This is a genomic window from Pseudomonas fildesensis (assembly GCF_001050345.1).
GTDB lineage: Bacteria > Pseudomonadota > Gammaproteobacteria > Pseudomonadales > Pseudomonadaceae > Aquipseudomonas > Aquipseudomonas fildesensis.
In genome coordinates this window covers 26800-51348 of the sequence record NZ_LFMW01000006.1, presented here as the reverse complement: position 1 = coordinate 51348, position 24549 = coordinate 26800, and the positions used below count along the sequence as shown (strand labels likewise).

General features: G+C 61.2%; 24 protein-coding genes. 8 read left to right on the top strand and 16 right to left on the bottom strand.

Going from position 1 to position 24549, the window contains the following annotated elements; genetic code table 11:
• The first annotated feature begins 163 nt into the window (after positions 1–163).
• Entirely contained in the window at positions 164–727 is a 564-nt protein-coding gene (locus ACR52_RS09945; RefSeq protein WP_048723542.1) for a chorismate--pyruvate lyase family protein, read from the top strand.
• Positions 727–1617, top strand: coding sequence for a 4-hydroxybenzoate octaprenyltransferase (ubiA, locus tag ACR52_RS09940; RefSeq protein WP_048723540.1), 891 nt, complete (start codon positions 727–729; stop codon positions 1615–1617). The genes ACR52_RS09945 and ubiA overlap by 1 nt, the downstream gene beginning before the upstream one ends.
• Before the next feature lie 219 nt (positions 1618–1836).
• On the opposite strand, the gene ACR52_RS09935 is transcribed toward ubiA, so the two are convergent.
• The gene (locus ACR52_RS09935) at positions 1837–2217 is read right to left on the bottom strand and encodes a COG4315 family predicted lipoprotein (RefSeq protein ID WP_048723539.1); all 381 of its coding nucleotides are present in this window, start codon (positions 2215–2217) and stop codon (positions 1837–1839) included.
• A gap of 154 nt (positions 2218–2371) precedes the next feature.
• Here ACR52_RS09935 and phoB point away from each other — a divergent pair, with 154 nt between their 5' ends.
• The 3 genes from phoB to ACR52_RS09920 all read left to right on the top strand — a co-directional run bounded on the left by phoB (position 2372) and on the right by ACR52_RS09920 (position 5908).
• Positions 2372–3061: a phosphate regulon transcriptional regulator PhoB gene (gene phoB / locus ACR52_RS09930; RefSeq protein WP_003176964.1), complete on the top strand. Its 690-nt coding sequence runs from the start codon at positions 2372–2374 to the stop codon at positions 3059–3061.
• A gap of 95 nt (positions 3062–3156) precedes the next feature.
• Positions 3157–4443: a phosphate regulon sensor histidine kinase PhoR gene (phoR, locus tag ACR52_RS09925; RefSeq protein WP_236692130.1), complete on the top strand. Its 1287-nt coding sequence runs from the start codon at positions 3157–3159 to the stop codon at positions 4441–4443.
• A 124-nt stretch (positions 4444–4567) separates the two neighbouring features.
• Positions 4568–5908 (top strand): hemolysin family protein, encoded by a 1341-nt coding sequence (locus tag ACR52_RS09920; RefSeq protein WP_048723535.1) that lies wholly within the window; start codon positions 4568–4570, stop codon positions 5906–5908.
• Between the two features lie 3 nt (positions 5909–5911).
• On the opposite strand, the gene ACR52_RS09915 is transcribed toward ACR52_RS09920, so the two are convergent.
• From ACR52_RS09915 to ACR52_RS09870, 10 genes are all read right to left on the bottom strand, one after another.
• Positions 5912–6583: a M23 family metallopeptidase gene (locus tag ACR52_RS09915; protein WP_048723533.1), complete on the bottom strand. Its 672-nt coding sequence runs from the start codon at positions 6581–6583 to the stop codon at positions 5912–5914.
• 65 nt (positions 6584–6648) lie between these two features.
• Positions 6649–6948: a helix-turn-helix domain-containing protein gene (locus ACR52_RS09910; RefSeq protein WP_048723530.1), complete on the bottom strand. Its 300-nt coding sequence runs from the start codon at positions 6946–6948 to the stop codon at positions 6649–6651.
• 4 nt (positions 6949–6952) lie between these two features.
• Entirely contained in the window at positions 6953–7276 is a 324-nt protein-coding gene (locus ACR52_RS09905) for a type II toxin-antitoxin system RelE/ParE family toxin (RefSeq protein WP_048723528.1), read from the bottom strand.
• 187 nt (positions 7277–7463) lie between these two features.
• Entirely contained in the window at positions 7464–8366 is a 903-nt protein-coding gene (locus ACR52_RS09900; RefSeq protein ID WP_048723527.1) for a response regulator, read from the bottom strand.
• 167 nt (positions 8367–8533) lie between these two features.
• Complete coding sequence (phoU, locus tag ACR52_RS09895; protein WP_048723525.1) at positions 8534–9295, bottom strand: phosphate signaling complex protein PhoU; 762 nt, start codon at positions 9293–9295, stop codon at positions 8534–8536.
• A 115-nt stretch (positions 9296–9410) separates the two neighbouring features.
• Entirely contained in the window at positions 9411–10244 is an 834-nt protein-coding gene (gene pstB, locus ACR52_RS09890) for a phosphate ABC transporter ATP-binding protein PstB (protein WP_048723523.1), read from the bottom strand.
• Between the two features lie 93 nt (positions 10245–10337).
• The gene (gene pstA / locus ACR52_RS09885) at positions 10338–12008 is read right to left on the bottom strand and encodes a phosphate ABC transporter permease PstA (protein WP_048723521.1); all 1671 of its coding nucleotides are present in this window, start codon (positions 12006–12008) and stop codon (positions 10338–10340) included.
• A 15-nt stretch (positions 12009–12023) separates the two neighbouring features.
• The gene (locus ACR52_RS09880) at positions 12024–14057 is read right to left on the bottom strand and encodes an ABC transporter permease subunit (protein ID WP_173439226.1); all 2034 of its coding nucleotides are present in this window, start codon (positions 14055–14057) and stop codon (positions 12024–12026) included.
• 385 nt (positions 14058–14442) lie between these two features.
• Positions 14443–15429, bottom strand: coding sequence for a phosphate ABC transporter substrate-binding protein PstS (locus ACR52_RS09875; RefSeq protein ID WP_048723517.1), 987 nt, complete (start codon positions 15427–15429; stop codon positions 14443–14445).
• Positions 15430–15765: 336 nt separating this feature from the next.
• The gene (locus tag ACR52_RS09870; protein WP_048723516.1) at positions 15766–17055 is read right to left on the bottom strand and encodes an MFS transporter; all 1290 of its coding nucleotides are present in this window, start codon (positions 17053–17055) and stop codon (positions 15766–15768) included.
• A gap of 470 nt (positions 17056–17525) precedes the next feature.
• Here ACR52_RS09870 and ACR52_RS09865 point away from each other — a divergent pair, with 470 nt between their 5' ends.
• Both ACR52_RS09865 and ACR52_RS09860 read left to right on the top strand, forming a co-directional pair.
• Positions 17526–17930 carry an acyl-CoA thioesterase gene (locus tag ACR52_RS09865; RefSeq protein WP_048723515.1) on the top strand — a complete coding sequence of 135 codons (405 nt, stop codon included), beginning with the start codon at positions 17526–17528 and terminating at the stop codon, positions 17928–17930.
• Between the two features lie 57 nt (positions 17931–17987).
• Entirely contained in the window at positions 17988–18887 is a 900-nt protein-coding gene (locus ACR52_RS09860; protein ID WP_048723513.1) for a D-hexose-6-phosphate mutarotase, read from the top strand.
• 99 nt (positions 18888–18986) lie between these two features.
• On the opposite strand, the gene ACR52_RS09855 is transcribed toward ACR52_RS09860, so the two are convergent.
• The 5 genes from ACR52_RS09855 to ACR52_RS09835 all read right to left on the bottom strand — a co-directional run bounded on the left by ACR52_RS09855 (position 18987) and on the right by ACR52_RS09835 (position 22781).
• Positions 18987–19523, bottom strand: coding sequence for a DUF3299 domain-containing protein (locus ACR52_RS09855; RefSeq protein ID WP_048723729.1), 537 nt, complete (start codon positions 19521–19523; stop codon positions 18987–18989).
• A 78-nt stretch (positions 19524–19601) separates the two neighbouring features.
• Complete coding sequence (locus ACR52_RS09850) at positions 19602–19847, bottom strand: GlsB/YeaQ/YmgE family stress response membrane protein (protein WP_048723510.1); 246 nt, start codon at positions 19845–19847, stop codon at positions 19602–19604.
• Positions 19848–19953: 106 nt separating this feature from the next.
• The gene (locus tag ACR52_RS09845) at positions 19954–21039 is read right to left on the bottom strand and encodes a 5-(carboxyamino)imidazole ribonucleotide synthase (RefSeq protein ID WP_048723508.1); all 1086 of its coding nucleotides are present in this window, start codon (positions 21037–21039) and stop codon (positions 19954–19956) included.
• Positions 21040–21050: 11 nt separating this feature from the next.
• Complete coding sequence (gene purE, locus ACR52_RS09840) at positions 21051–21542, bottom strand: 5-(carboxyamino)imidazole ribonucleotide mutase (RefSeq protein WP_003195648.1); 492 nt, start codon at positions 21540–21542, stop codon at positions 21051–21053.
• Positions 21543–21872: 330 nt separating this feature from the next.
• Positions 21873–22781 (bottom strand): LysR substrate-binding domain-containing protein, encoded by a 909-nt coding sequence (locus ACR52_RS09835; RefSeq protein WP_048723504.1) that lies wholly within the window; start codon positions 22779–22781, stop codon positions 21873–21875.
• Between the two features lie 182 nt (positions 22782–22963).
• On the opposite strand from ACR52_RS09835, the gene aspA reads away from it, so the two are divergent.
• Positions 22964–24388: an aspartate ammonia-lyase gene (gene aspA, locus ACR52_RS09830; protein ID WP_048723502.1), complete on the top strand. Its 1425-nt coding sequence runs from the start codon at positions 22964–22966 to the stop codon at positions 24386–24388.
• Positions 24389–24549 lie beyond the last annotated feature (161 nt).

The following is a 24549-nucleotide window of genomic DNA, read 5'->3' as shown; positions in this document are numbered from 1 at the left end:
GACGGTCGATAGATCCAGCGTTGCCATGCGGCTCAGGGCGTTTTGTACTGATCGGGGCTTGCAGATGCAAGCACGATCGACGCGAGGCGCCGGTTCAGCCCGGCAAAAGTTGAGGGCACCATGGTAAGCTCGCCGCCTCTTTTGCTGCCAATACTGACTCACCGTGCCGCACTCAATCGCCCTTCCCGATGCTTGCCAATGGCTGACCCAGAGCCTTCTGACCCCTGCGCCCACGCCCCTGACCCTCAATTGGCTGTTCGATGAGGGCTCGCTGACGCGCCGGCTGACGCGGCTGTCCGACGACGGTTTCAGCGTGACACCGCTGTTCGAAGGCTGGCAGCCGCTGCGGGACGATGAATGCGCGGCGCTGGGCCTGGCCCCGGCCAGCATCGGCTGGGTGCGCGAGGTGTATTTGCGTGGGAATGGCCAGCCGTGGGTGTTTGCCCGCAGCGTGGCATCGCGTAGCGCCTTGCAGGGTGACGGCTTGCACATGGATGAGTTGGGCAGCCGCTCGCTGGGCGAATTGCTGTTCTGCGACCACGCGTTCACCCGCCAGGCGATCGAGGTCTGCCATTACCCACGCCAATGGCTGCCCACGGCGGACCAGGCTGACGAGTTGTGGGGACGCCGATCGCGCTTTGATCGCGGCCAGTTAAGCGTGCTGGTAGCCGAAATCTTCCTGCCGACCCTGTGGCACGCGGTGCAAGACCATCCGGAGAACTGCTGATGTATCAACGTCTGCTCAAATCCTTGAACCGCCTGAACCCCAGGGCCTGGGATTTCATTCAGTTGACGCGCATGGACAAGCCCATCGGCATTTACCTGCTGCTGTGGCCGACGCTGTGGGCGCTGTGGATTGCCGGCAAGGGTTCGCCGTCCTTGATCAATATCGTGATTTTCGTACTGGGCGTGGTGCTGACCCGCGCCGGCGGCTGCGTGATCAATGACTGGGCCGACCGCAAGGTTGACGGCCATGTAAAGCGCACCGAACAGCGCCCGCTGGTGAGCGGCAAGATCAGTTCGAAAGAGGCGCTGGTGTTTTTTGCGGTGCTGATGGGCATCAGTTTCCTGCTGGTGCTGCTCACCAATGCCACGACGATCTGGCTGTCGTTGGGCGGCCTGGCGCTGGCGGCGAGCTACCCGTTCATGAAGCGCTACACCTATTACCCGCAGGTGGTGCTGGGCGCGGCGTTTTCCTGGGGGATGCCGATGGCGTTCACCGCCGAGACCGGCAGTCTGCCTGCCGCTGCGTGGTTGCTGTATATCGCCAACCTGTTGTGGACCGTGGGCTACGACACCTATTACGCCATGACCGACCGCGACGACGACTTGAAGATCGGGGTTAAATCCACCGCCATCCTGTTCGGCGATGCCGACCGCGTGATTATCCTCACGCTGCAAGGCCTGGCGCTGGTGTGCCTGTTGCTGGCGGGCTTGCGATTCGAGCTGGGCGGCTGGTTTCACCTGGGATTGCTGGCGGCGGCAGGTTGCTTTGCCTGGGAGTTCTGGTACACCCGCGACAGGGATCGCATGAAGTGCTTCAAGGCGTTTTTGCACAACCATTGGGCGGGGCTGGCGATTTTTGTCGGGATTGTGGCGGATTACGGGTTTCGGTGAACTCGGCACTCGCACGCGACCTTATGGCAAGCGGGCTTCTTGTGGCGAGCGGGCTTGCCCCGCGTTGGGGCGCGAAGCGGCCCCTATCAGGACCGCCGCGCTACGTCAGAGAGACCGAGGTGTCAGGTTTCGGGGCTGCTTCGCAGCCCAACGCGGGGCAAGCCCGCTCGCCACAACAAGCCCGCTCGCTACAGATGTGCCCCAGTGTTCAGCAATTGATCAAGGTTTGGCGATCTTCCATGCGCCGTCCATTTTGCCGTCACCGGTAGCATCACCGGCCTTTTTGTCCATGATGAAGGTGTAGACCGGTTTTCCGCCGTAAGCCCACTGACTGGTCTGGTCGTCACGGGTGATCACCGTCCACTTGCCCATCGACTTGTCGGTGGATTCAGCTTTCAACGGCGGCCAGTTAGTCGCGCATTTGTCATTACACATGGATTTGCCGTCGGCATCCTTGGCAAAGGTATAGAGCGTCATTTCCTTGTGATCCACCAACATCCCGTCTTTAGTCATCGCCGGTTCCGCCGCAAACGCCAGGGTCGGCAGCGTCAATGCGGCCGTTACCAGCAGGGTTTTCCAGGAAAAAGTACTGTAAGTCATCGGAACCTTCCTTTTGTGGTTGTCAGGATTCGGACCCAAAGCGTAGCCCAGAGAGGCGCGAATTGCCCAAGCGGCTAAATTACTGTCACACGACTGCAATAATTCCGTTATCTAATGCGGCGCAAGACAGTTAAATGACAAGAGGATTTTAGGCATGGTTGGCAGGAGCATTCTGATCGTTGACGACGAAGCGCCCATTCGCGAGATGATCGCCGTCGCGTTGGAAATGGCCGGCTATGACTGCCTGGAGGCAGAAAACTCCCAGCAGGCCCATGCCATTATCGTCGACCGCAAGCCGGACCTGATCCTGCTGGACTGGATGCTGCCCGGCACCTCCGGCATCGAACTGGCCCGCCGCCTCAAGCGTGACGAGCTGACCGGGGATATCCCGATCATCATGCTCACGGCCAAGGGTGAGGAGGACAACAAGATCCAGGGCCTGGAAGTCGGCGCCGATGACTACATCACCAAGCCCTTTTCCCCACGGGAACTGGTCGCTCGTCTGAAAGCCGTACTGCGTCGCGCCGGCCCGACTGATGGCGAAGCGCCAATCGAAGTCGGCGGCCTGCTGCTGGACCCGATCAGCCACCGCGTGACCATCGACGGCAAGCCGGCCGAGATGGGCCCGACCGAATACCGCCTGCTGCAATTTTTCATGACCCACCAGGAACGGGCCTACACCCGTGGCCAGCTGCTGGACCAGGTGTGGGGCGGCAACGTGTACGTGGAAGAGCGCACTGTGGACGTACACATCCGTCGCCTGCGCAAAGCCTTGGGCGATGCCTACGAGAATCTGGTACAAACCGTGCGCGGCACCGGCTACCGGTTTTCAACCAAGGGCTGAGCCAGCCGGTTTCTGAAACTAAGAGCCTGACTTAACAGCTGACAAGGACGCATGTTCAAGTGAATCAAAACTGGCATGGCACCCTGATCCGCCACATGCTTCTGTTGATCACCGGCTGCCTGCTGGTGGGCCTGGTCAGCGGCTACTATGGCTGGAGCCTGGCCGTCGGCATCGCGCTGTACCTGGGCTGGACCCTCAAGCAATTGCTGCGCTTGCATGAATGGCTGCGCCAGCACAAACCCGACGAAGCTCCCCCCGATGGCTACGGCCTGTGGGGCGAAGTATTCGACAGCATCTACCACCTGCAACGCCGCGACCAACGGGTACGCGGGCGCCTGCAAGCGGTGATCGACCGCGTGCAGGAGTCCACCGCTGCGCTCAAAGACGCGGTGATCATGCTCGACAGCGACGGCAACCTGGAATGGTGGAACCGCGCCGCCGAGACCCTGCTGGGCCTCAAGACACCCCAGGACAGCGGCCAGCCGGTGACCAACCTGGTGCGTCACCCGCGCTTCAAGGAATACTTCGAGCAGAACAACTACGAAGAAGCGCTGGAAATCCCCTCGCCCACCAACGACCGCGTGCGCATCCAGCTGTACCTGACGCGCTACGGCAACAACGAACACCTGATGCTGGTACGCGACGTGACCCGCATCCACCAGTTGGAACAGATGCGCAAAGACTTCGTCGCCAACGTGTCCCACGAACTGCGCACGCCGTTGACGGTGATTTGCGGCTACCTGGAGACGCTGCTGGACAACGTCGATGAGATCAACCCGCGCTGGAGCCGCGCCCTGCAGCAAATGCAGCAGCAAGGTTCGCGCATGCAGACCCTGCTCAACGACCTGCTGCTGTTGGCCAAGCTGGAAGCCACCGACTACCCCTCGGACAATCACCCGGTGCCGGTGCAAAGCCTGCTTCAAACGATCAAGAACGACGCCCAGGCCCTCTCCGGCCAGCGCGGGCAGCAAATCACCCTGGAAGCCGACCCGTCGATATTGCTCAAAGGCAGCGAGGGCGAGTTGCGCAGCGCGTTTTCCAACCTGGTGTTCAATGCCGTGAAATACACCCAGGACAAGGGCAATATACGCATCCGCTGGTGGGCTGATGAACACGGCGCGCACCTGAGTGTGCAGGACTCCGGCATCGGCATCGACGCCAAGCACCTACCGCGCCTGACCGAGCGTTTCTACCGCGTCGACTCCAGCCGCAACTCCAACACCGGCGGCACCGGGCTCGGCCTGGCCATCGTCAAGCATGTACTGCTGCGCCACCGCGCACGGCTGGAAATCAGCAGCGTGCTGGGCCATGGCAGCACCTTTACCTGCCATTTCCCGCCGACGCAGGTAACCCGTTCGCGGATGGTCGATCAGGCCACCTAGCGCCCCGCCCGGCAGCAACCACTAGGCAAGCGCCGCGTCAGCCGCTACATTGGCTGACTTGCGCCTGCCTTTCAGGCCCTCCTGTCCCCCCTTATTGAACACACGGAACCCGCAAAACCCCATCATGGACCCTTCCCCTGGCATCACCCTGGCCACACTCTTCGCCGATTTCGGCATGATTCTTTTTGCACTTGTCCTGGTACTGCTCAACGGTTTCTTCGTTGCGGCGGAATTCGCCATGGTCAAACTGCGCTCCACCCGGGTCGAGGCTATCGCCCACACCAACGGCTGGCGCGGGCAGATCCTGCGTACCGTGCACAGCCAGCTCGACGCCTACCTGTCGGCCTGCCAGCTGGGTATCACGCTCGCCTCCCTGGGCCTGGGCTGGGTCGGTGAGCCGGCCTTTGCGCACATCCTCGAGCCGTTGCTGGGCGCCGCGGGCGTCGAGTCGCCGGAAGTGATCAAGGGTGTGTCGTTCTTTGCCGCGTTCTTCGTGATTTCCTACCTGCACATCGTGGTCGGTGAACTGGCGCCCAAATCCTGGGCCATTCGCAAACCCGAGTTGCTGTCGCTGTGGACGGCGGTGCCGCTGTACCTGTTCTACTGGGCCATGTACCCGGCGATCTACCTGCTCAACGCCAGCGCCAACGCTATCCTGCGCATCGCCGGCCAGGGCGAGCCCGGCCCGCACCACGAGCACCATTACAGCCGCGAAGAACTCAAGCTTATCCTGCACTCCAGCCGCGGCCAGGACCCGAGCGACCAAGGCATGCGCGTGCTGGCCTCGGCCGTGGAAATGGGCGAACTGGAAGTGGTGGACTGGGCCAACTCCCGCGAAGACCTGGTGACCCTGGACTTCAACGCCCCCCTCAAGGAAATCCTTGCGCTGTTCCGTCGCCACAAATTCAGCCGTTACCCGGTGTATGACGCGGTGCGCAACGAGTTCGTCGGCCTGCTGCACATCAAGGATTTGCTGCTGGAACTGGCGGCACTCGACCACATCCCCGAGTCGTTCAACCTGGCCGAGCTGACCCGCCCGCTGGAGCGCGTGTCGCGGCATATGCCGTTGTCGCAGTTGCTGGAGCAGTTCCGCAAAGGCGGCGCGCACTTCGCCCTGGTGGAAGAAGCCGACGGCAATATCATCGGCTACCTCACCATGGAAGATGTGCTGGAAGTGCTGGTGGGCGATATCCAGGACGAACACCGCAAGGCCGAGCGGGGCATCCTGGCCTATCAACCGGGCAAGCTGCTGGTGCGTGGTGATACACCGCTGTTCAAGGTGGAGCGCCTGCTGGGCGTCGACCTGGACCACATCGAAGCCGAAACCCTGGCCGGGCTGATCTACGACACGTTGAAACGCGTGCCGGAAGAGGAAGAAGTGATGGAGGTTGAAGGCCTGCGGATCATCATCAAGAAGATGAAAGGGCCAAAGATCGTGCTGGCCAAGGTCTTGCTGCTGGACTGACCCTCAATTGCCCAATGCAAAATTGGGCAACGTGCCGACCGGCTGGTCGAACTCGTAAGGGATCGATACCAGCCCGGCCTTGGTACTCTGCTGCACCACAAAGTGCAGATGCGGCCCGCTGCTGTTGCCGGTATTGCCCGACAACGCCAGCGCACTGCCCACCCTCACCCGCTGCCCTGGCCTGACGCTGACCGAGCCCTGCTTGAGGTGCAGGTACACACCCTGGGTGCCGTCATCGTGCTGCACACGTACGAAATTCCCTGAAGCATCGCTGCCGCGGCCGGCCTGGCTGTTCTCGGTCTTCACCACAACCCCGCTGCGCGCCGCGATGATCGGCGTGCCTTCAGGCATGGCGATGTCCATGGCGTAGCGGCTTTTGGCATCCGTGTGGCTGAAGCTGCCCCTAGGGCCTTGGGTCAGGCGGAACGGCCCGCCCCGCCAGGGCAAGGGGTAGCGGTAGGCCTGCTGTGGGTAACGGGGTCTTGGCTTGTCGAGTACCGGCGGTTGCATACGCTCGAGCCTGCGCTCCCGGATCACGAACGCCTGGGCACCGGGGGTTTGCCGGTCGCTGAAGAGCACAACGCCATTGGCATCGGTGGATTTGTAGAGGGTCATGGCGAGAGTCGACGTGGCGACTGTGGCCAACATGCAGAACAGCAACAGGCGAAGGAGCATGGCGCAAACCTGCCGGGATGACTGAACGGCAGGCTAACAACGGTTGATGACAACTCTGAGTGAGGTCAGGCAGGCAGTGCTGTAAGGCAAATATCGACGTCCATTCGCGCTGCGGCCGATAAATTGACCAAAGCATCCAGCGAGAACTTATCGATCTTGCCGTTGAGTACGTCGTTAAGACGGGGCTGGCTGATACCGAGCCTTTGCGCCGCCTCTTTCTGGGAAAGCTCCCAACTGCGGATGGTCTTGCACAGCGCCAGCAGCAACTTTGAGCGCAAACGCATATTGGCGGCTTGCTGAGGAGTGTCCTCCAGAGCATCCCAGATACTGCTGAAACGTTCGGTGTGAATCTTTTGGTCTGTCATGGGCTTAGCCTAATTCCTGCAATCCGGCACGCGCCAGTTCGATATCCCGCACTTCGGTTTTCTGTGTGGTCTTGCGCAGCGCATGCAGCACATAAACAGCCTCAGGCCGATTAACCACATAGAAAACTCGAAACGCTCCCGATTCCTCAGTAATTCGAATCTCACTGACGCCCCTTCCAATCGTTTTCATGGGTTTGCAATCAAAAGGCTGCTCGCCCTGCTGCAAGAGATCCAACTGAAAACCGGCTGCCCTTCTGGCATCCAGAGGAAACGCTTTGAGATCCTTGAGCGAGCTTCCTAGAAACACCACATCCTTGTGCCTTGGCATTCACTTCTCCTTTCCTGGAAAGAAAAAGCGTAATCGACGATTCAGCCAGAGGCGGTGGAGGTTTGTTTCAAGGCATAGCAAAGGCTCGATAACACGGATGCGTTACCGAGAGACTATATCGAAACAGATATAAATCAAGCCAGGCATCGGGAATCAGACAGTCGGTCGATTCCCGATATTCAGGCGATCACGCACCCGGTACAAAGTGCTTCTGCGCCGTGCCGCGCGCGATCAGGCGGGAGATGTAGTCGAGCTTCTGCGCATCCTGGTCGATAAACCGGAAGGTCAGTTGCAGCCAGTCGCTGTCGGGCCTGGGCTCGAAGGCGACGATGGCGTGCAGGTAGCCGTTGAGGCGGGCGACTTCGGCGTTGTCGCCTTGCTCAAGGTCGAGCACGGCGCTTTCCAATACCTGAGGCAGGACTTCACCGCGACGCACCACCAGCAGCGCTTCCTTGATGCTCAGCGCCTTGATCACGCATTGCTGGGTGCCGCTGGACAGGCGCAACTGGCCCTGCCCGCGACCGCCAGCCGGCGAGGCAGCAGGAGCCGCCTGCACGGGCGGGCTGTTGAGCAGGCCTCTGCTCGGCGCAGCCGCCACCGTTGCCGGCTTGACCGCTTCGGGCCGGCCGCCGGTCAGGGCGCTCAGGGAATCGTTGCCGAAGGCTGAGTTCATCTTGGTCGGTGCGCTGGCGACCAGCGCGTCAAGGCGGCCGACCTTGTGCAGGGCCTGTTTGACCTTGCTCAAGAGTTGTTCGTTGGTAAACGGCTTGCTGACATAGCCGGACACCCCGGCCTGGATCGCCTGAACCACGTTTTCCTTGTCGCCACGGCTGGTCACCATCACGAACGGCATGGCCTTCAGATGCGCCTGCTCACGGCACCAGGTCAACAGCTCCAGCCCGGACATCTCCGGCATTTCCCAGTCGCACAGCACCAGGTCGAAGGTTTCGCGCATCAGGATGGCCTGGGCCTTTTTGCCGTTCACCGCATCTTCGATCTTGATCCCCGGGAAGTAATTGCGCAGGCACTTCTTCACGAGGTCGCGAATAAACGAGGCGTCATCCACCACCAACACACTGACTTTACTCATCGACCCTTTATCCTATAAAAACCGCGGCACGCAGAACGCCTGACTGATGGCATTTTGCCAAAACTCTGTAGTCACGTCGGGACTTTATGCCGACGATCACATAAATAATTCAGTTGCCACAAACGAAAACGCCCGACCAAAGGCCGGGCGTTAATTTCTCGGGCAACTTACTTATCGTCAGGATTGACCGGAACATTAGGGATTTGATCGACTGAGCCTTCAACTTCAGCCTTCATGCGCTTGAGGCCCATGTGCCGCACGTCGGTACCGCGCACCAGATAAATCACCAGTTCCGAGATATTGCGCGCGTGGTCGCCGATCCGTTCCAGGGAGCGCAGCACCCAGATAATGCTCAAGACCCGCGAGATAGAGCGCGGGTCTTCCATCATGTAGGTCGCCAGCTCGCGCAGCGCGGTCTTGTACTCGCGGTCGATGATCTTGTCGTACTGGGCCACCGACAACGCCAGTTCGGCGTCGAAGCGGGCAAACGCGTCTAGGGCATCGCGCACCATGTTGCGTACCTGGTCGCCGATGTGGCGCACTTCTACGTAACCGCGCGGCGCTTCGCCTTCTTCGCACAGTTGAATGGCGCGTCGGGCGATCTTGGTGGCTTCGTCGCCGATGCGCTCCAGGTCGATCACCGACTTGGAGATGCTGATGATCAAACGCAAGTCGGAAGCCGCCGGCTGGCGACGGGCAAGAATGCGCAGGCATTCTTCGTCGATGTTGCGTTCCATCTGGTTGATCTGGTCATCGATCTCGCGCACTTGCTGGGCCAGGCCCGAGTCGGCCTCGATCAGCGCGGTGACGGCGTCGTTGACTTGTTTTTCCACCAGACCGCCCATCGCCAGGAGGTGGCTGCGCACTTCCTCAAGCTCGGCGTTGAACTGCGCGGAGATGTGATGGGTTAAGCCTTCCTTCGAAATCATGGTTTTGCTCCACAAAAGCTGTATGCCGCAAGCTACAAGCTGCAAGTTGATATGTGTCGTTGCATTGAACTGCTTTTACTTGCCGCTTGAAGCTTGCGGCTCGCAGCTGCTCCAACTAGCCATAACGACCGGTGATGTAGTCTTCGGTCTGCTTCTTCGCCGGATTGGTGAACAGGGTGTCGGTATCGCCGAATTCCACCAGCTTGCCCATGTACATGAACGCGGTGTAGTCGGAAACCCGCGCCGCCTGTTGCATGTTGTGGGTCACGATGACGATGGTGAACTTGGATTTGAGCTCGTAGATCAGCTCTTCCACTTTCAGCGTCGAGATCGGGTCGAGTGCCGAGCAGGGTTCGTCGAGCAGCAGCACTTCCGGTTCCACGGCGATGGTGCGGGCGATCACCAGACGCTGTTGCTGGCCGCCGGACAGGCCGAGGGCCGATTCGTGCAGGCGGTCCTTGACCTCGTCCCACAGCGCCGCGCCCTTGAGGGCCCACTCGACCGCTTCGTCGAGGATGCGCTTCTTGTTGATGCCCTGGATGCGCAGGCCGTAGACCACATTTTCATAGATGGTCTTGGGGAACGGGTTGGGCTTCTGGAACACCATGCCCACGCGGCGACGCAGTTCGGCCACGTCTTCGCCCTTGCGGTAGATGTTGGTGCCGTAGAGGTTGATGGCGCCCTCTACACGGCAACCGTCCACCAGGTCGTTCATGCGGTTGAAGGTGCGCAGCAATGTGGACTTGCCGCAGCCGGACGGGCCGATAAAGGCGGTCACGCGCTGCTTGGGGATGTTCATGCTGACGTCGAACAGCGCCTGCTTTTCACCGTAGTACAGGCTCAGGCCCGGCACTTCGATGGCCACGGTTTCCTGGGCCAGGCTCAGGCTCTGCTTGTCGCGACCCAGGGCAGACATGTTGATGCCGTGGGAATGGGTTTCGTGTTGCATGGTCTCACTCCGTTCGTAGCTGCCAGCTTCTAGCTGCAAGCTGCAAGATTTGAGCAAAAGCGGCTTGTAGCTTGCCGCTTGTGGCTAATAGCTTTAGCTGTCCAACGCTTTGTATTTTTCGCGCAGGTGGTTACGAATCCACACCGCCGACAGGTTGAGCGTGGCAATCACCAGCACCAGCAACAAGGCAGTGGCGTACACCAGCGGCCGTGCAGCCTCGACGTTGGGGCTCTGGAAGCCGACGTCATAAATATGGAAGCCCAGGTGCATGATCTTCTGGTCCAGGTGCAGGTACGGGTAGTTACCGTCCAGCGGCAGCGACGGCGCCAGTTTCACCACACCCACCAGCATCAGCGGCGCCACTTCACCGGCGGCGCGGGCCACGGCGAGGATCATGCCGGTCATCATCGCCGGGCTGGCCATCGGCAGCACGATCTTCCACAGCGTTTCCGCCTTGGTCGCGCCGAGTGCCAGGGAGCCTTCGCGCACGGTGCGGGGAATCCGCGCCAGGCCTTCTTCGGTGGCCACGATCACCACCGGCACCGCCAGCAGCGCAAGGGTCAGCGACGCCCAGAGCAGGCCCGGCGTACCGAACGTCGGGGCTGGGAGGGCTTCGGCGAAGAACAAGCGGTCAACCGAACCACCCAATACATACACGAAGAAACCCAGGCCGAACACGCCGTAAACAATGGCCGGAACGCCCGCCAGGTTGTTCACCGCGATACGGATAATCCGGGTCAGGGCGTTCTGCTTGGCGTATTCACGCAGGTACACCGCCGCCAGCACGCCGAACGGGGTCACGATCATTGCCATGATCAGGGTCATCATCACGGTGCCGAAGATCGCCGGGAAGATCCCGCCTTCGGTGTTGGCTTCCCGTGGGTCATCGCTGAGGAATTCCCAGATCTTGCTGAAGTAGAACCCGACCTTGGTCATGTAGCCCATGGCGTTCGGCTGGTAGGCGTGCACCACTTTGCCGATGCCGATTTCCACTTCCTTGCCGTTCGCATCACGCGCCGTCAGGGCATCACGGTTGAATTGGGCGTGCAGGTCAGACAGGCGCGCTTCGATGTCCTGGTAGCGCGCATTCAGTTCGGCGCGGTCGGCGTCCATGTCGGCCTGGGCGGCGGCATCGAGCTTGCCTTCCAGTTCGAGCTTGCGACCGTGCAGGCGGATGCGCTCCAAACCGGCGTTGATCGCACCGATGTCGCTTTTTTCCAGGCTTTTGAGCTGGGCGGCCAACGTGTTGACGCGCTCGACGCGGGCCTGCAGCTCCGGCCATGCGGCCTCGCCTTCGGCGATGACCTTGCCGTCCTGCTTGACGTTGACCAGGGTGCCGTAGAAGTTACCCCACTCGCGACGCTCGATGGCCATCAGTTGCACAGGCGTGGTCTGGTCCTTCAGCCATTCGCCGACGATCCAGGTGAAGTCATTGCCGTTCAGGTCCCGGTTGCCGACCTTGATCAGCTCGCGGGTCATGAATTCCGGGCCCTGGGCGGGCACCGGCAGGCCGGCGCTTTTCAGGCGCTCGCGGGGCACTTCTTCCTTCTGCACCACTTCGCCGATGACGATATGGTTTTCCTGGCCCGGCACGGTGTAGTTGGCCTGGATCAGGTCGGCCGGCCAGAAGTGGCCCAAACCACGCACCGCAATCACAGCCAGCAAACCAAGGGTCATGATGACCGCGATGGACACCGCACCACCGCTGATCCAGACGCCGGGGGCGCCGCTCTTGAACCATCCATTCAGGGAGTTCTGTTTCACAGACTTCTACCTTTCTTAAAGCGACGAGTATTTCTTGCGCAGACGCTGACGAATCAGCTCGGCGAGGGTGTTCATGATGAAGGTGAACATCAGCAGCACCAGCGCCGAGAGGAACAGCACGCGGTAGTGACTACCGCCCACTTCCGACTCGGGCATTTCCACCGCGACGTTGGCCGCGAGCGTTCGCAGGCCTTCGAACAGGTTCATCTCCATTACCGGGGTGTTACCGGTGGCCATCAGCACGATCATGGTCTCGCCGACGGCGCGGCCCATGCCGATCATCAGCGCCGAGAAAATCCCCGGGCTGGCGGTCAGGATGACCACGCGCGTCATGGTCTGCCACGGCGTGGCGCCCAGGGCCAGGGAGCCCAGGGTCAGGCCGCGCGGCACGCTGAACACGGCGTCTTCGGCGATGGAGTAGATGTTCGGGATCACCGCGAACCCCATGGCCAGGCCGACGACGAGGGCGTTGCGCTGGTCGTAGGTGATGCCCAGGTCATGGGAGATCCACATGCGCATGTCGCCGCCGAAGAACCAGGTTTCCAGGTACGGGCTCATGTACAGCGAGAGCCAGCCCACGAACAGGATCACCGGGATCAGGATCGCGCTTTCCCAGCCATCGGGAACCCGCAGGCGGATCGACTCGGGCAGGCGACTGAACACAAAACCGGCCACCAGGATGCCAATCGGCAACAGCATCAGCAGGCTGAAAATCCCCGGCAGGTGCCCTTCGACATACGGCGCCAGGAACAGGCCGGCGAAGAACCCGAGGATCACCGTCGGCATCGCTTCCATCAATTCGATCACCGGCTTGACCTTGCGGCGCAGACTCGGGGCCATGAAGTAAGCGGTGTAGATCGCAGCGGCAACGGCCAGTGGCGCGGCCAGCAGCATGGCGTAGAACGCGGCTTTCAGCGTACCGAAGGTCAGCGGCGCCAGGCTCATCTTGGGTTCGAAGTCGGTGTTGGCGGCAGTCGATTGCCAGACGTATTTAGGCTCGTCGTAGTTTTCGTACCAGACCTTGCTCCACAGCGCGCTCCAGGAGACTTCCGGGTGCGGGTTGTCGAGCAGCAACGGTTGCAGCTTGCCGCCGGCTTCGACCATCACACGGTTGGCCCGTGGCGACAGGCCGAATACGCCCTGGCCGTCGACTACCGGGTCCACCAGCAGGGTGCGGTGGGCGGTGCTGTGGAACACGCCGAACTGGCCGGAAGCGTCGAGGGCGGTGAAGCCTTTGCGACGTTGTTCGGCAGTGATCTCAACAATCGGCGTAGTGCCCATCTGGAAGGTGCGGATCTGCTTGAGGTGCTGCTCGCCATCCGGGTCACGGGCCATGAACCACTGGGCCAGGCCACCCTTGGAGTTACCGATGATCAACGAGATACCGCCCACCAGTTGAGTGCTGGCGGTGATTTCGGCGTTGCCGTCTTCAAGCAATTTGTAGCGGCCGTTGAGGCTCTTGTCGCGCAGGCTGAACACGTCAGCGAGGGCACGACCGTTGATCACGTACAGCCACTGCTGGCGAGGGTCGATGAAGATCGCCTTCACCGGCTCGGTCATTTGCGGCAGCTCGACACGCTTCTGCTCGCTGGTGACTTCGCCGGTCATCATGTTTTCTTCGCGGCTCAGGGCCAGCACGTTCAAGTGCGAACCGGCCGAGCCGGCAATCACCAGCGACGAATCGGTCGCGTTGAGGGCGACGTGCTCCAGCGGGCGACCGGCGTCATCCAGGACGATCGGTGTTTCACCGTAAGGGTATTCGATGGCAGGAGAGATGGTCTTCTTGCCGTCCGGGTAGGACACCTTATAGGTGTGGCGGAATACCAGGGACTGGCCATTGGACAAGCCGAGGATGACCAGCGGGCTGCCCGGCTGGTCTACACCGATGGACACGACACTCGTACCGGCTGGCAGCGGCAGATCGACACGCTTGAGTTCAGCACCGGTATCCACACTGAAGAACAACGCCTGGCCCTTGTCGGAAACCCGCATGGCGACCTGGTTCTGTTCTTCAAGGGAGATCATCAGCGGCTTGCCAGCGTCCTGCAGCCAGGCCGGTGTCAGTGCGTCTTCCTTGGTCAACGAGGCGCCCTGGAACAGTGGCGCGACCACGTAGGCGAGAAAGAAGAAGATCAAGGTGATGGCGCCGAGGACGGCGAGACCGCCGATCAGCACGTACCAACGGGTCAGGCGATCTTTCAGCGCACGGATGCGGCGCTTGCGTTGCAGCTCAGGCGTATTGAAATCAATGCGCTTGGGGGGAGAAGTCGTCGTCATGGTGGAATTGGCCAGATCATTCATGCGCACACCCTAGCGGTCCTGTATGACAGAAAGATGACAATGCAGTGACGCAAGAAATTCGCCGCGTAGCAGCGCTAGCAGCGAACAAAAATTAGAGATGCGGGAACCGGCACACCGGCTCCCGCAGAGGCAATCAGTTGCCTTCTTTCAGACCCAGGTCAGCCAGGGCCTTGGCGGCAACTTTGGCTGGCAGTGGGATGTAACCGTCTTTCACTACAACTTCCTGGCCCTGTTTGGACAGAACCAGTTTCACGAACTCAGCTTCCAGCGGGGCCAGAGGCTTGTTCGGGGCTTTGTTGACGTAAACGTAGAGGAAGCGCGACAGCGGGTATTTGCCGTTCAGGGCGTTTTCTTCGCTGTCTTCGATGAACTCAGTGGTGCCTTTCTTGGCCAGGGCCACGGTCTTCACGCTGGCGGTCTTGTAGCCGATGCCCGAATAACCGATGCCGTTCAGCGAGGAGCTGATCGACTGCACGACCGAAGCCGAGCCAGGTTGTTCGTTCACGTTAGGCTTGTAGTCGCCTTTGCACAGGGCTTCTTCTTTGAAGTAGCCGTAGGTACCGGATACCGAGTTACGACCGAACAGCTGCACTGGCTTGTTGGCCAGGTCGCCGGTCACACCCAGGTCGCCCCAGGTTTTCACGTCGGCTTTGCCACCGCACAGGCGAGTCGAGGAGAAGACCGCGTCGACTTGTTCCATGGTCAGGTGCTGGATCGGGTTGTCCTTGTGCACGAACACGGCCAGGGCATCCACGGCAACCGGGATAGCGGTTGGCTTGTAGCCGTACTTCTGCTCGAAGGCCGCCAGTTCGGTGTCCTTCATCTTGCGGCTCATCGGGCCCAGGTTGGAGGTGCCTTCAGTCAGCGCAGGTGGCGCGGTGGCGGAGCCGGCAGCTTGAATCTGGATGTTGACGTTCGGGTATTCCTTTTTGTAACCCTCAGCCCACAAGGTCATCAGGTTGGCCAGGGTATCGGAACCGACGCTGGACAAGTTGCCCGACACACCAGTGGTCTTCACGTAAGCCGGAATTGCCGGGTCAACACCAGCGGCCACCGCATTGGCGGTCGCAACGCCAGCAGCGACAAAAGTCATAGCCGCCATCAAACGCTTCAGTTTCATGCCTTGCTCCTAGCAGATAGGGATAGTTGGGTCGGGCCCAAGTATCGGTAGGCCGTGTGAACACTCTATGTCTGGAATGTGACAGTTAGATGAAAGGCCACTATTCACTGGAGAAAGAGGGGCTTCGGGGAAAGGCCAGGAAATGCAGGGGGTTTGCGAGAGGGTTGCAGCGGCTTTTGGAAACGCTCTGTAATCGTTGTAGAGCACAAAACCTGTGGCGAGCGAGCTTGCTCGCGTTGGAGTGCGCAGCGCTCCCGCTTTTTTTGGGGCCGCTGCGCAGCCCAACGGGAGCAAGCTCCCTCGCCACAGGGTTATCGGCAGGTGCTCAAAGAAGTATCAGCGACCGCGCTTCCACAGATACCCACCCACCACCATCCCCATCACACACAGGACAGCAACGTAATAGGACGGGCCCATCGGGCTTTCCTTCATCAGCAGGGACACCGCCAGCGGCGTCAGGCCGCCGAACACGGCGTAGGCCACGTTGTAGGAAAACGACAAGCCACTGAAGCGCACCACTGGCGGGAAGGCTTTGACCATTACATAAGGCACCACACCGATAGTGCCTACAAACAAACCGGTCAAGGCGTACAGCGGAAACAGCCAGTCAGGATGATTAAAGAGGCTGTGATAAAGCGTCCAGGAAGTCGCCAGCAACAGTGCGCAACCGGCGACCAATATGCGGCCGGCACCGAAGCGGTCGGCCAGGGCGCCGGAGGCGATACAGCCCAGGCTCAGGGTGACGATGGCCAGGCTGTTGGCTTGCAGCGCAACGGTGGGGCTGAAGTGGTAGATGGTTTGCAGCACGGTCGGGGTCATCAGGATAACCACCACAACACCGGCCGAGAGCAGCCAGGTCAGCAGCATCGACAGCACGATGGCGCCGCGGTGGTCGCGCAGCACGGCGCGCAACGGCAGCTCAGCGGCCAGGGTCTTGCGTTGCTGCATCTCGGCGAAGATCGGTGTTTCATGCAGCCAGCGGCGCAGGTACACCGACAGCAGGCCGAACACACCACCCAGCAGGAACGGGATGCGCCACGCGTAATCCGAAACCTGCTCCGGGCTGTAGAGTGTGTTGATCGCAGTGGCAACCAGCGAACCCAGCAGGATGCCGGCGGTGAGGCCGCTGGTCAGGGTGCCGCAGGCGTAGCCGATGTGGCGCGGTGGTACGTGCTCGGAGACGAACACCCAGGCGCCCGGTACTTCGCCACCAATCGCCGCGCCCTGGATGACGCGCATCAGCAGCAACAGGATCGGCGCCCACAGGCCGATCTGCGCGTAGGTCGGCAGCAGGCCCATGATCAGGGTCGGCACGGCCATCATGAAGATGCTCAGGGTGAACATTTTCTTGCGTCCGAGCAGGTCACCGAAGTGCGCCATGATGATGCCGCCCAGGGGGCGTGCGAGGTAACCGGCGGCAAAAATGCCGAAGGTCTGCATCATGCGCAGCCACTCGGGCATGTCAGCGGGGAAGAACAGTTTTCCGACCACGGTGGCAAAAAACACGAAAATGATGAAATCATAAAATTCCAGCGCCCCGCCCAAGGCAGACAGCGACAGGGTTTTGTAGTCGTTGCGGGTCAGCGGGCGCGACGGTTGCGCACTGCTTGCGGGCACGGAGGACATGGCAAGGCTTCTCTTATTAGTCAGAACGGCAGATCCGGGGGACTGGCTGAGCCAGGACGGGTTGGGCAAGATAGCAAATCGCCTGGAAAAGCACAGCGCTGTCCTGTTAACAGTTCCAGTGGGTGAATTATTCCAGGTGCGCACGCATTACCCGCAAAGCAGAAGCACAGTTGCTGGAAAAAGCCCCGATACAGCCGCGATTTGCCGACCAAATGAGCGCCGGGAGGTCGTCGTGGCGTCAGGGTCTCGATATACTCGGCCCTTGCAAGCACCAGACCCGCTGTCTTGAGGGGCTGCTGTGCCAAAACGCTGTTGGGTGCCACCCAGCCGGTTTGGCAGAGTTTCCCTTTAGTGCGCCTTACGAGAAACGAGTCGAACGGAGTATGTTTGTGCTGAAACGTTTTTCCACCAGTCGGCTATCCACTTTGCATCACCTATAAAAAGCGTCACGGGTCAGAGGCACCCCCGGCATGATCGAACTCGAACAAGAAGATCCTATCCCGCAAGGCGATCTCGCCCTGCAAATCACCGCGCTCCCGCGTGAAACCAACGGCTTCGGCGATATCTTCGGCGGCTGGCTGGTCGAACAGATGGACCTGGCCGGCACGGCAATGGCCAGCAAGGTCGCCGGTGGCCGTGTTGCCACCGTGGCCATCGATCGCATGGCGTTCCTGGTGCCAGTGGCGGTGGGCGCGCAATTGTCGTTCTACACCCAGGCCCTGGAAATCGGCCGCAGCTCGATCCAGATGATGGTCGAAGTGTGGAGCGATGACCCGCTGTCCAGCGAATGGCGCAAGGTCACCGAGGCGGTATTCGTGTTCGTTGCCATCGATGGCAGCGGTCGTACCCGGTCGGTGCCGTCGCGGGCGCGTTAAACCTCGCCGGGTTTTGACGGTCAATTGCCTCATTGCCTGCCATAAAGAGTGCTTTGCATGACTACGCCCCACGTTGAAACCGTGAAAATCGACGAGCTGGACTGCTGGCGCATCCGCCACAACGGCGCCGAATTGATGGTGGCCCAGCAGGGCGCGCATATCTTCAGTTACCAGCGTAAGGGCGAGCAGCCGCTGATCTGGCCTAATAAAGAGGCGGTGTTCAAGCAGGGCAAAGGCATCCGCACCGGTGTGCCGGTGTGCTGGCCGTGGTTTGGCGTGTTCGACCGCAACCCGCAAAGCGTGAAAGCGATGCGCCAGAGTGACCAGCCGGCCGGTGCCCACGGTTTCGTGCGCACGGCGACCTGGGAATTGGCCGCGGCCGAGCTGGAAGGCGAGTCATTGCGCGTCGATCTGGTGCTGCCGGTCCCGGCAAACGGCTTCCCCGGCTGGCCACATCAAGTCGACCTGAAGCTAAGCCTGCTGCTGGACGATCAACTGCATATCCGCCTGACCAGCCACAACCGTGGCACCGACACCGTGACCCTCAGCCAGGCGCTGCACACCTACTTCGCCGTAAGCGATGTGCGCAACGTGCAAGTCGAAGGCCTCGACGGTTTGGCGTATATCGATACCGCCGATGGCTGGAGCAACCAACAGCAAGCCGGGCTCCTGCACTTCACCGCCGAGACCGACCGCATCTACCTCGACACTCCGGCGCAACTGGACATCGTCGATAACGACTGGCAGCGCCGCATTCAGCTCACCAGCGAAGGCTCGAAGTCGACCGTGATCTGGAACCCCTGGACCGAACGCGCCAAGGCTTTCGACGATATGGCCGACGACGGCTGGCAGGGCATGTTGTGCATCGAGACGGCCAACGTACTGGATGACGTGGTTGAACTGGCGCCGGGCGAGAGCCACACGCTGGGCGTGAGCATCTCCGCAATCGCCTTGTAACCCTGTAGGGACAGGCTTACCGGCGATGGCGGCCCTGAGAGCAGCGATAAATTCACTGGCCTCATCGCCGGCAAGCCTGCTCCAGGTTTAGCGGTCGGTTTAGAGATCCGACTCCTTCACCACCCGCACCTTCCCCGCTTCCAGCGCATAGGCAGCATCGGCCAGTTCATTGTTGACCTTCTCCACCTTCAGCGTGCCCGTGACCCACAGCGGCGTGTAGATATCGTCCAGCTTCAGCCCCTTGGGATAGCGCACCAGCACCAACTGATTCGGCGGCGGTGGCGGCACATGGATGCAGGCGCCAGGGTATGGCACCAGGAAAAACAGCGTGCTGCGCCCCTTGGCATCGGTTTCCAATGGCACCGGGTAGCCGCCAATGCGGATGTTCTTGCCGTTCATGGCGGCCACGGTCTTGGTGGAATACATCACCGCCGGCAGCCCCTTGCTCTGCTTCAAGCCACCTTTATCGGTGAAGGTGCCCTGGGCTTCGGGGGAGTTGTGGTCGATTTCCGGCATCGTTTCGAGGGCTTTCTGGTCCGACAGCGGCATCAGGTCGAGCCAGTCGGTTTCCGGCAGTTCGCCAGCGTGAACCAGGCCTGGGCCCAGCAAGAGGAGAGTCAAAAGAAGGCGGCGCATGGAGGGGCTCGACAAGGTAAACAGTGTCGGCATTCTAGCCCTCCGCGCCTGCGCAGCGCAGAGGACTTTGTCGCCTGATTACTTCTTTTTGATCAGGCCGTAGATCACCAGCAACACGATCGCGCCGACCAATGCACCGAGGAAGCCTGCACCCTGGCCAGCCTGGTAGATACCCAGTGCCTGACCGCCGTAGGTCGCGGCCAGGGAGCCGGCGATACCCAGCAGGATGGTCATGATCCAGCCCATGTTGTCGTCGCCTGGCTTGAGGAAACGCGCGAGCAGACCGACGATCAAGCCGATAAAGATGGTTCCGATGATACCCATGGCATTTCCCTCTGATTGAATGTGAGTCATGACCAAGCCTAGTCAGGCTTTGCCATCCTGCAATGAGAGAGCGGGCGGCAACCAATGGTTCCCGCCGGCCCCTGGGTTATTGCTCGGCGATCAGCGCTTCGACCTTGAGGATCTGCGCCTGGAGGGTTGCACGGTCCTTGCAGCGCAGGTTGGCGTGGCCGACCTTGCGCCCGGCCTTGAAGGCCTTGCCGTAGTGATGCAAGTGGCAGTCATCGATCGCGATCACCTGCTCAACCGGCGGTACCACGCCGATGAAGTTGAGCATGGCGCTCTCGCCGACCTTGGCCGTGGAGCCCAGCGGCAAGCCCGCGACCGCCCGCAGGTGGTTTTCGAACTGGCTGCACTCGGCGCCTTCGGTGGTCCAGTGCCCGGAGTTGTGCACGCGCGGGGCGATTTCGTTGGCTTTGAGGCCGCCGTCGACTTCAAAGAACTCGAACGCCATCACGCCGACGTAATCGAGTTGCTTGAGCACGCGGCTGGAATAGTCTTCCGCCAGCGCCTGCAGCGGGTGGTCGGTGCTGGCCACGGACAGTTTGAGGATCCCGCTGTCGTGGGTGTTGTGCACCAACGGGTAGAAGCGGGTTTCGCCATCACGGGCACGCACGGCGATCAGCGAGACCTCGCCGGTGAACGGCACGAAGCCTTCCAGCAGGCAGGCAACGCTGCCCAGCTCGGCAAACGTACCGACCACGTCGGCAGCGGTGCGCAGCACTTTCTGGCCCTTGCCGTCGTAACCCAAGGTGCGGGTTTTCAGCACGGCCGGCAGGCCGATGCTGGCGACTGCGGCGTCCAGGTCCGCCTGGGACTGGATGTCGGCGAAGGCCGGGGTCGGGATGCCCAGATCCTTGAACATGCTCTTCTCGAACCAGCGATCACGAGCGATGCGCAAGGCTTCGGCGCTCGGGTATACCGGTACGAACTGCGACAGGAAGGCCACGGTTTCGGCCGGGACACTTTCGAACTCGAAGGTCACCAGGTCGACTTCGTCCGCCAGCTGGCGCAGGTGGTCCGGGTCGCTGTAGTCAGCACGCAGGTGCTCACCCAGGGCCGCCGCGCAGGCGTCGGGCGCAGGATCAAGGAAAGCGAAGTTCATCCCCAGCGGGGTTCCCGCCAGGGCCAGCATGCGGCCCAGTTGGCCGCCACCGATTACACCGATTTTCATCGTCAACAACCTCAGGCGATACGTGGGTCTGGATTGTCCAGCACGCTGTCTGTCTGCTCAGCACGGAATTTTTTCAGCACCGCGTGGAACTGCGGGTGCTTGGCGCCCAGGATGCTGGCGGACAACAGCGCGGCGTTGATCGCGCCGGCCTTGCCGATCGCCAGGGTCGCCACCGGAATACCGGCCGGCATCTGCACGATGGACAACAGCGAATCCACGCCCGAGAGCATTGACGACTGCACCGGCACACCGAGCACCGGGAGGTGGGTCTTGGCCGCACACATGCCTGGCAGGTGCGCTGCACCGCCGGCACCGGCGATGATCACCTCGATGCCACGGGATTCTGCTTCATCGGCATACTGGAACAGCAAATCCGGGGTGCGGTGGGCAGAGACCACTTTCACTTCATACGGAATGCCGAGTTTTTCCAGCATATCGGCGGTGTGGCTAAGGGTGGACCAATCGGACTTGGAGCCCATGATCACGCCAACCAATGCACTCATCGTCGTGCCTCTTCTCTCTGGGCGCCCGCAGGCGCGTCAAAAAACAACAAGCCACGCGGGAAATCCGGCGTGGCTTGTTGTACGAATCAAGGCCGGTTGGACCGGCCGAAGGCCGCGCAGTATACCGTAATAACGCAGATAAACAGCCCCTGGGATGACCATCTGTCTAGCGGGGTAAAGTGGCGGTTTTATTGACTTAAGAGTCAGTCCCAGGCGCCGCGATTTCTGTAGGAGGGGCTTGCTCCCGATAGTGATGTGTCAGTGACATATCAGTGCCTGACACGCCGCTATCGGGAGCAAGCCCCCTCCCACATTTGGTCGGTGTCGGGCTCAGGTATTCTGCGCCGCGCCACCTTCCAACTTGCGCCACAACAACCGCACGTTCGCCTTGCGCACCAAGGCACACCGATACAGGCGAATCTCCAGCGGCACATGCCATTGCGGCCCGCCGCACACTACCAGTTCGCCTCGCGCGAGTTCGGCACGCACGCTCAGTTGCGGCACCCAGGCGATGCCCAGGCCTTCCAGGGCCATGCTCTTGAGGCTGTCGGCCATGGCGGTTTCGTAAACCGTGGTAAAGCGCAGGGCGCGCTGGCGCAATAGCAAATGCACCGAGCGGCCAAGGAAGGCGCCGGCGCTGTAGGCCAACAGCGGCACACTGCCTTCGCCTTCCAGGTCGAACAGCGGCTTGCCGTCGGCATCGGCGGCGCACACCGGGAGCATTTCGGTGTTACCCAGGTGCAGCGAGGGGAAAATTTCCGGGTCCATCTGCATCGCGGCGTCCGGATCGTAGAACGCCAACATCAGGTCGCAGCCGCCTTCGCGCAGGGCGTGCACGGCGTCACCGACGTTAGTGGCGACCAGCCGTGTGGCGATGTTCAGCCCTTCGTTGCGCAGTTGCGCGATCCAGCGGGGGAAGAAGCCCAGTGCCAGGGAGTGTGCAGCGGCCACTTGCATGACTTCGCCCTGCCCGCCTTCCAAGTGATGCAAATGGCGCAGAACTTCACCCAACTGCTCGACCACCGTGCGCGCGGTGACCAGAAACAGCTGCCCCGCCGCCGTCAATTCCACCGGCGTGCGCGAGCGGTTGACCAGGGTCAGGCCCAGCGCGGCTTCCAGGCTGCGGATGCGGCGGCTGAAGGCGGGCTGGGTGACAAAACGTCGCTCGGCCGCCTGGGAAAAGCTGCGGGTAGCCGCCAAAGCGCTGAAGTCTTCCAGCCATTTGCTCTCAAGGTTCATCACTTCCTCCCACGGGTACGCACCATTTTGGCACACACGCCCGTCATGATAGCTGGGTCACACCTACATTATGCCGTTTATGCATAGCCCAGTGCTTAACAGCATTGGCCCAAAAACGCCCACAAGCCTAGCATTCGCAGCGTTCCGGCCTGTTCCGGGTCCATATCGAGATGATTTCCGTCATGTCCTCCGCTGCATCATTCCGCTCAGAAAAAGACCTGCTTGGCGTACTCGACGTACCTGCTCAAGCGTATTACGGCATCCAGACCCTGCGAGCCGTGAATAACTTCCGCCTCTCGGGCGTTCCGATTTCGCATTACCCGAAATTGGTGGTCGGCCTGGCAATGGTCAAGCAAGCAGCCGCTGACGCCAACCGCGAGTTGGGCCAGCTCAGCGAAGCCAAGCACGCTGCCATCAGCGAAGCCTGTGCCCACCTGATCCGCGGCGACTTCCACGAAGAGTTCGTGGTGGACATGATTCAAGGCGGCGCCGGCACTTCAACCAACATGAATGCCAACGAAGTCATCGCCAACATCGCGTTGGAGGCCATGGGCCACAACAAGGGCGAGTACCAGTACCTGCACCCCAACAACGACGTAAACATGGCGCAGTCGACTAACGACGCCTACCCGACCGCGATCCGCCTGGGTCTGCTGCTGGGCCATGACGCGCTGCTCGCCAGCCTCGACAGCCTGATCCAGGCGTTCGCCGCCAAGGGCGTCGAGTTCGGCCATGTGCTGAAAATGGGCCGTACCCAACTGCAAGACGCCGTGCCGATGACCCTCGGCCAGGAATTCCGCGCCTTCGCCACCACCCTCGGTGAAGACCTGGCCCGCCTGAAAACACTGGCGCCAGAACTGCTGACCGAAGTGAACCTGGGCGGCACCGCCATCGGCACCGGCATCAACGCCGACCCGCGTTACCAGGCCCTGGCCGTACAACGCCTGGCCACCATCAGCGGCCAGCCGCTGGTACCGGCGGCCGACCTGATCGAAGCCACTTCCGACATGGGCGCCTTCGTGCTGTTCTCCGGCATGCTCAAGCGCACCGCCGTGAAGCTGTCGAAGATCTGCAACGACCTGCGCCTGCTGTCCAGCGGCCCACGCACCGGCATCAACGAGATTAACCTGCCGGCCCGCCAGCCAGGCAGCTCGATCATGCCCGGCAAGGTCAACCCGGTCATCCCGGAAGCCGTGAATCAGGTGGCATTCCAGATCATCGGCAACGACTTGGCACTGACCATCGCGGCCGAAGGCGGCCAACTGCAACTGAACGTGATGGAGCCGCTGATCGCCTACAAGATCTTTGACTCGATCCGCCTGCTGCAACGCGCCATGGACATGTTGCGCGAGCACTGCATCGTCGGCATCACCGCCAACGAAGCGCGCTGCCGCGAACTGGTGGAGCACTCCATCGGCCTGGTCACCGCACTGAACCCGTACATCGGCTATGAAAACGCCACCCGCATTGCGCGTATCGCCCTTGAAAGCGGCCGCGGCGTGCTGGAACTGGTGCGCGAAGAAGGCTTGCTCGACGACGCCATGCTCGACGACATCCTGCGCCCCGAAAACATGATTGCCCCACGTTTGGTCCCGCTGAAGGCCTAAGCGTTTGTTGCACCGCTCACCAGGTTGAGGGACTAGACACCTCTCACCTTTTGAGGGCCTGAAGGCTCGTTCTTCAGGCCCTTTTTTTTGCCTCAAGGTTGTGAAATGACGCCCATAAAAAATCCAATATCGCCCTGCAAACCCACCTTGCCTGTCACCGC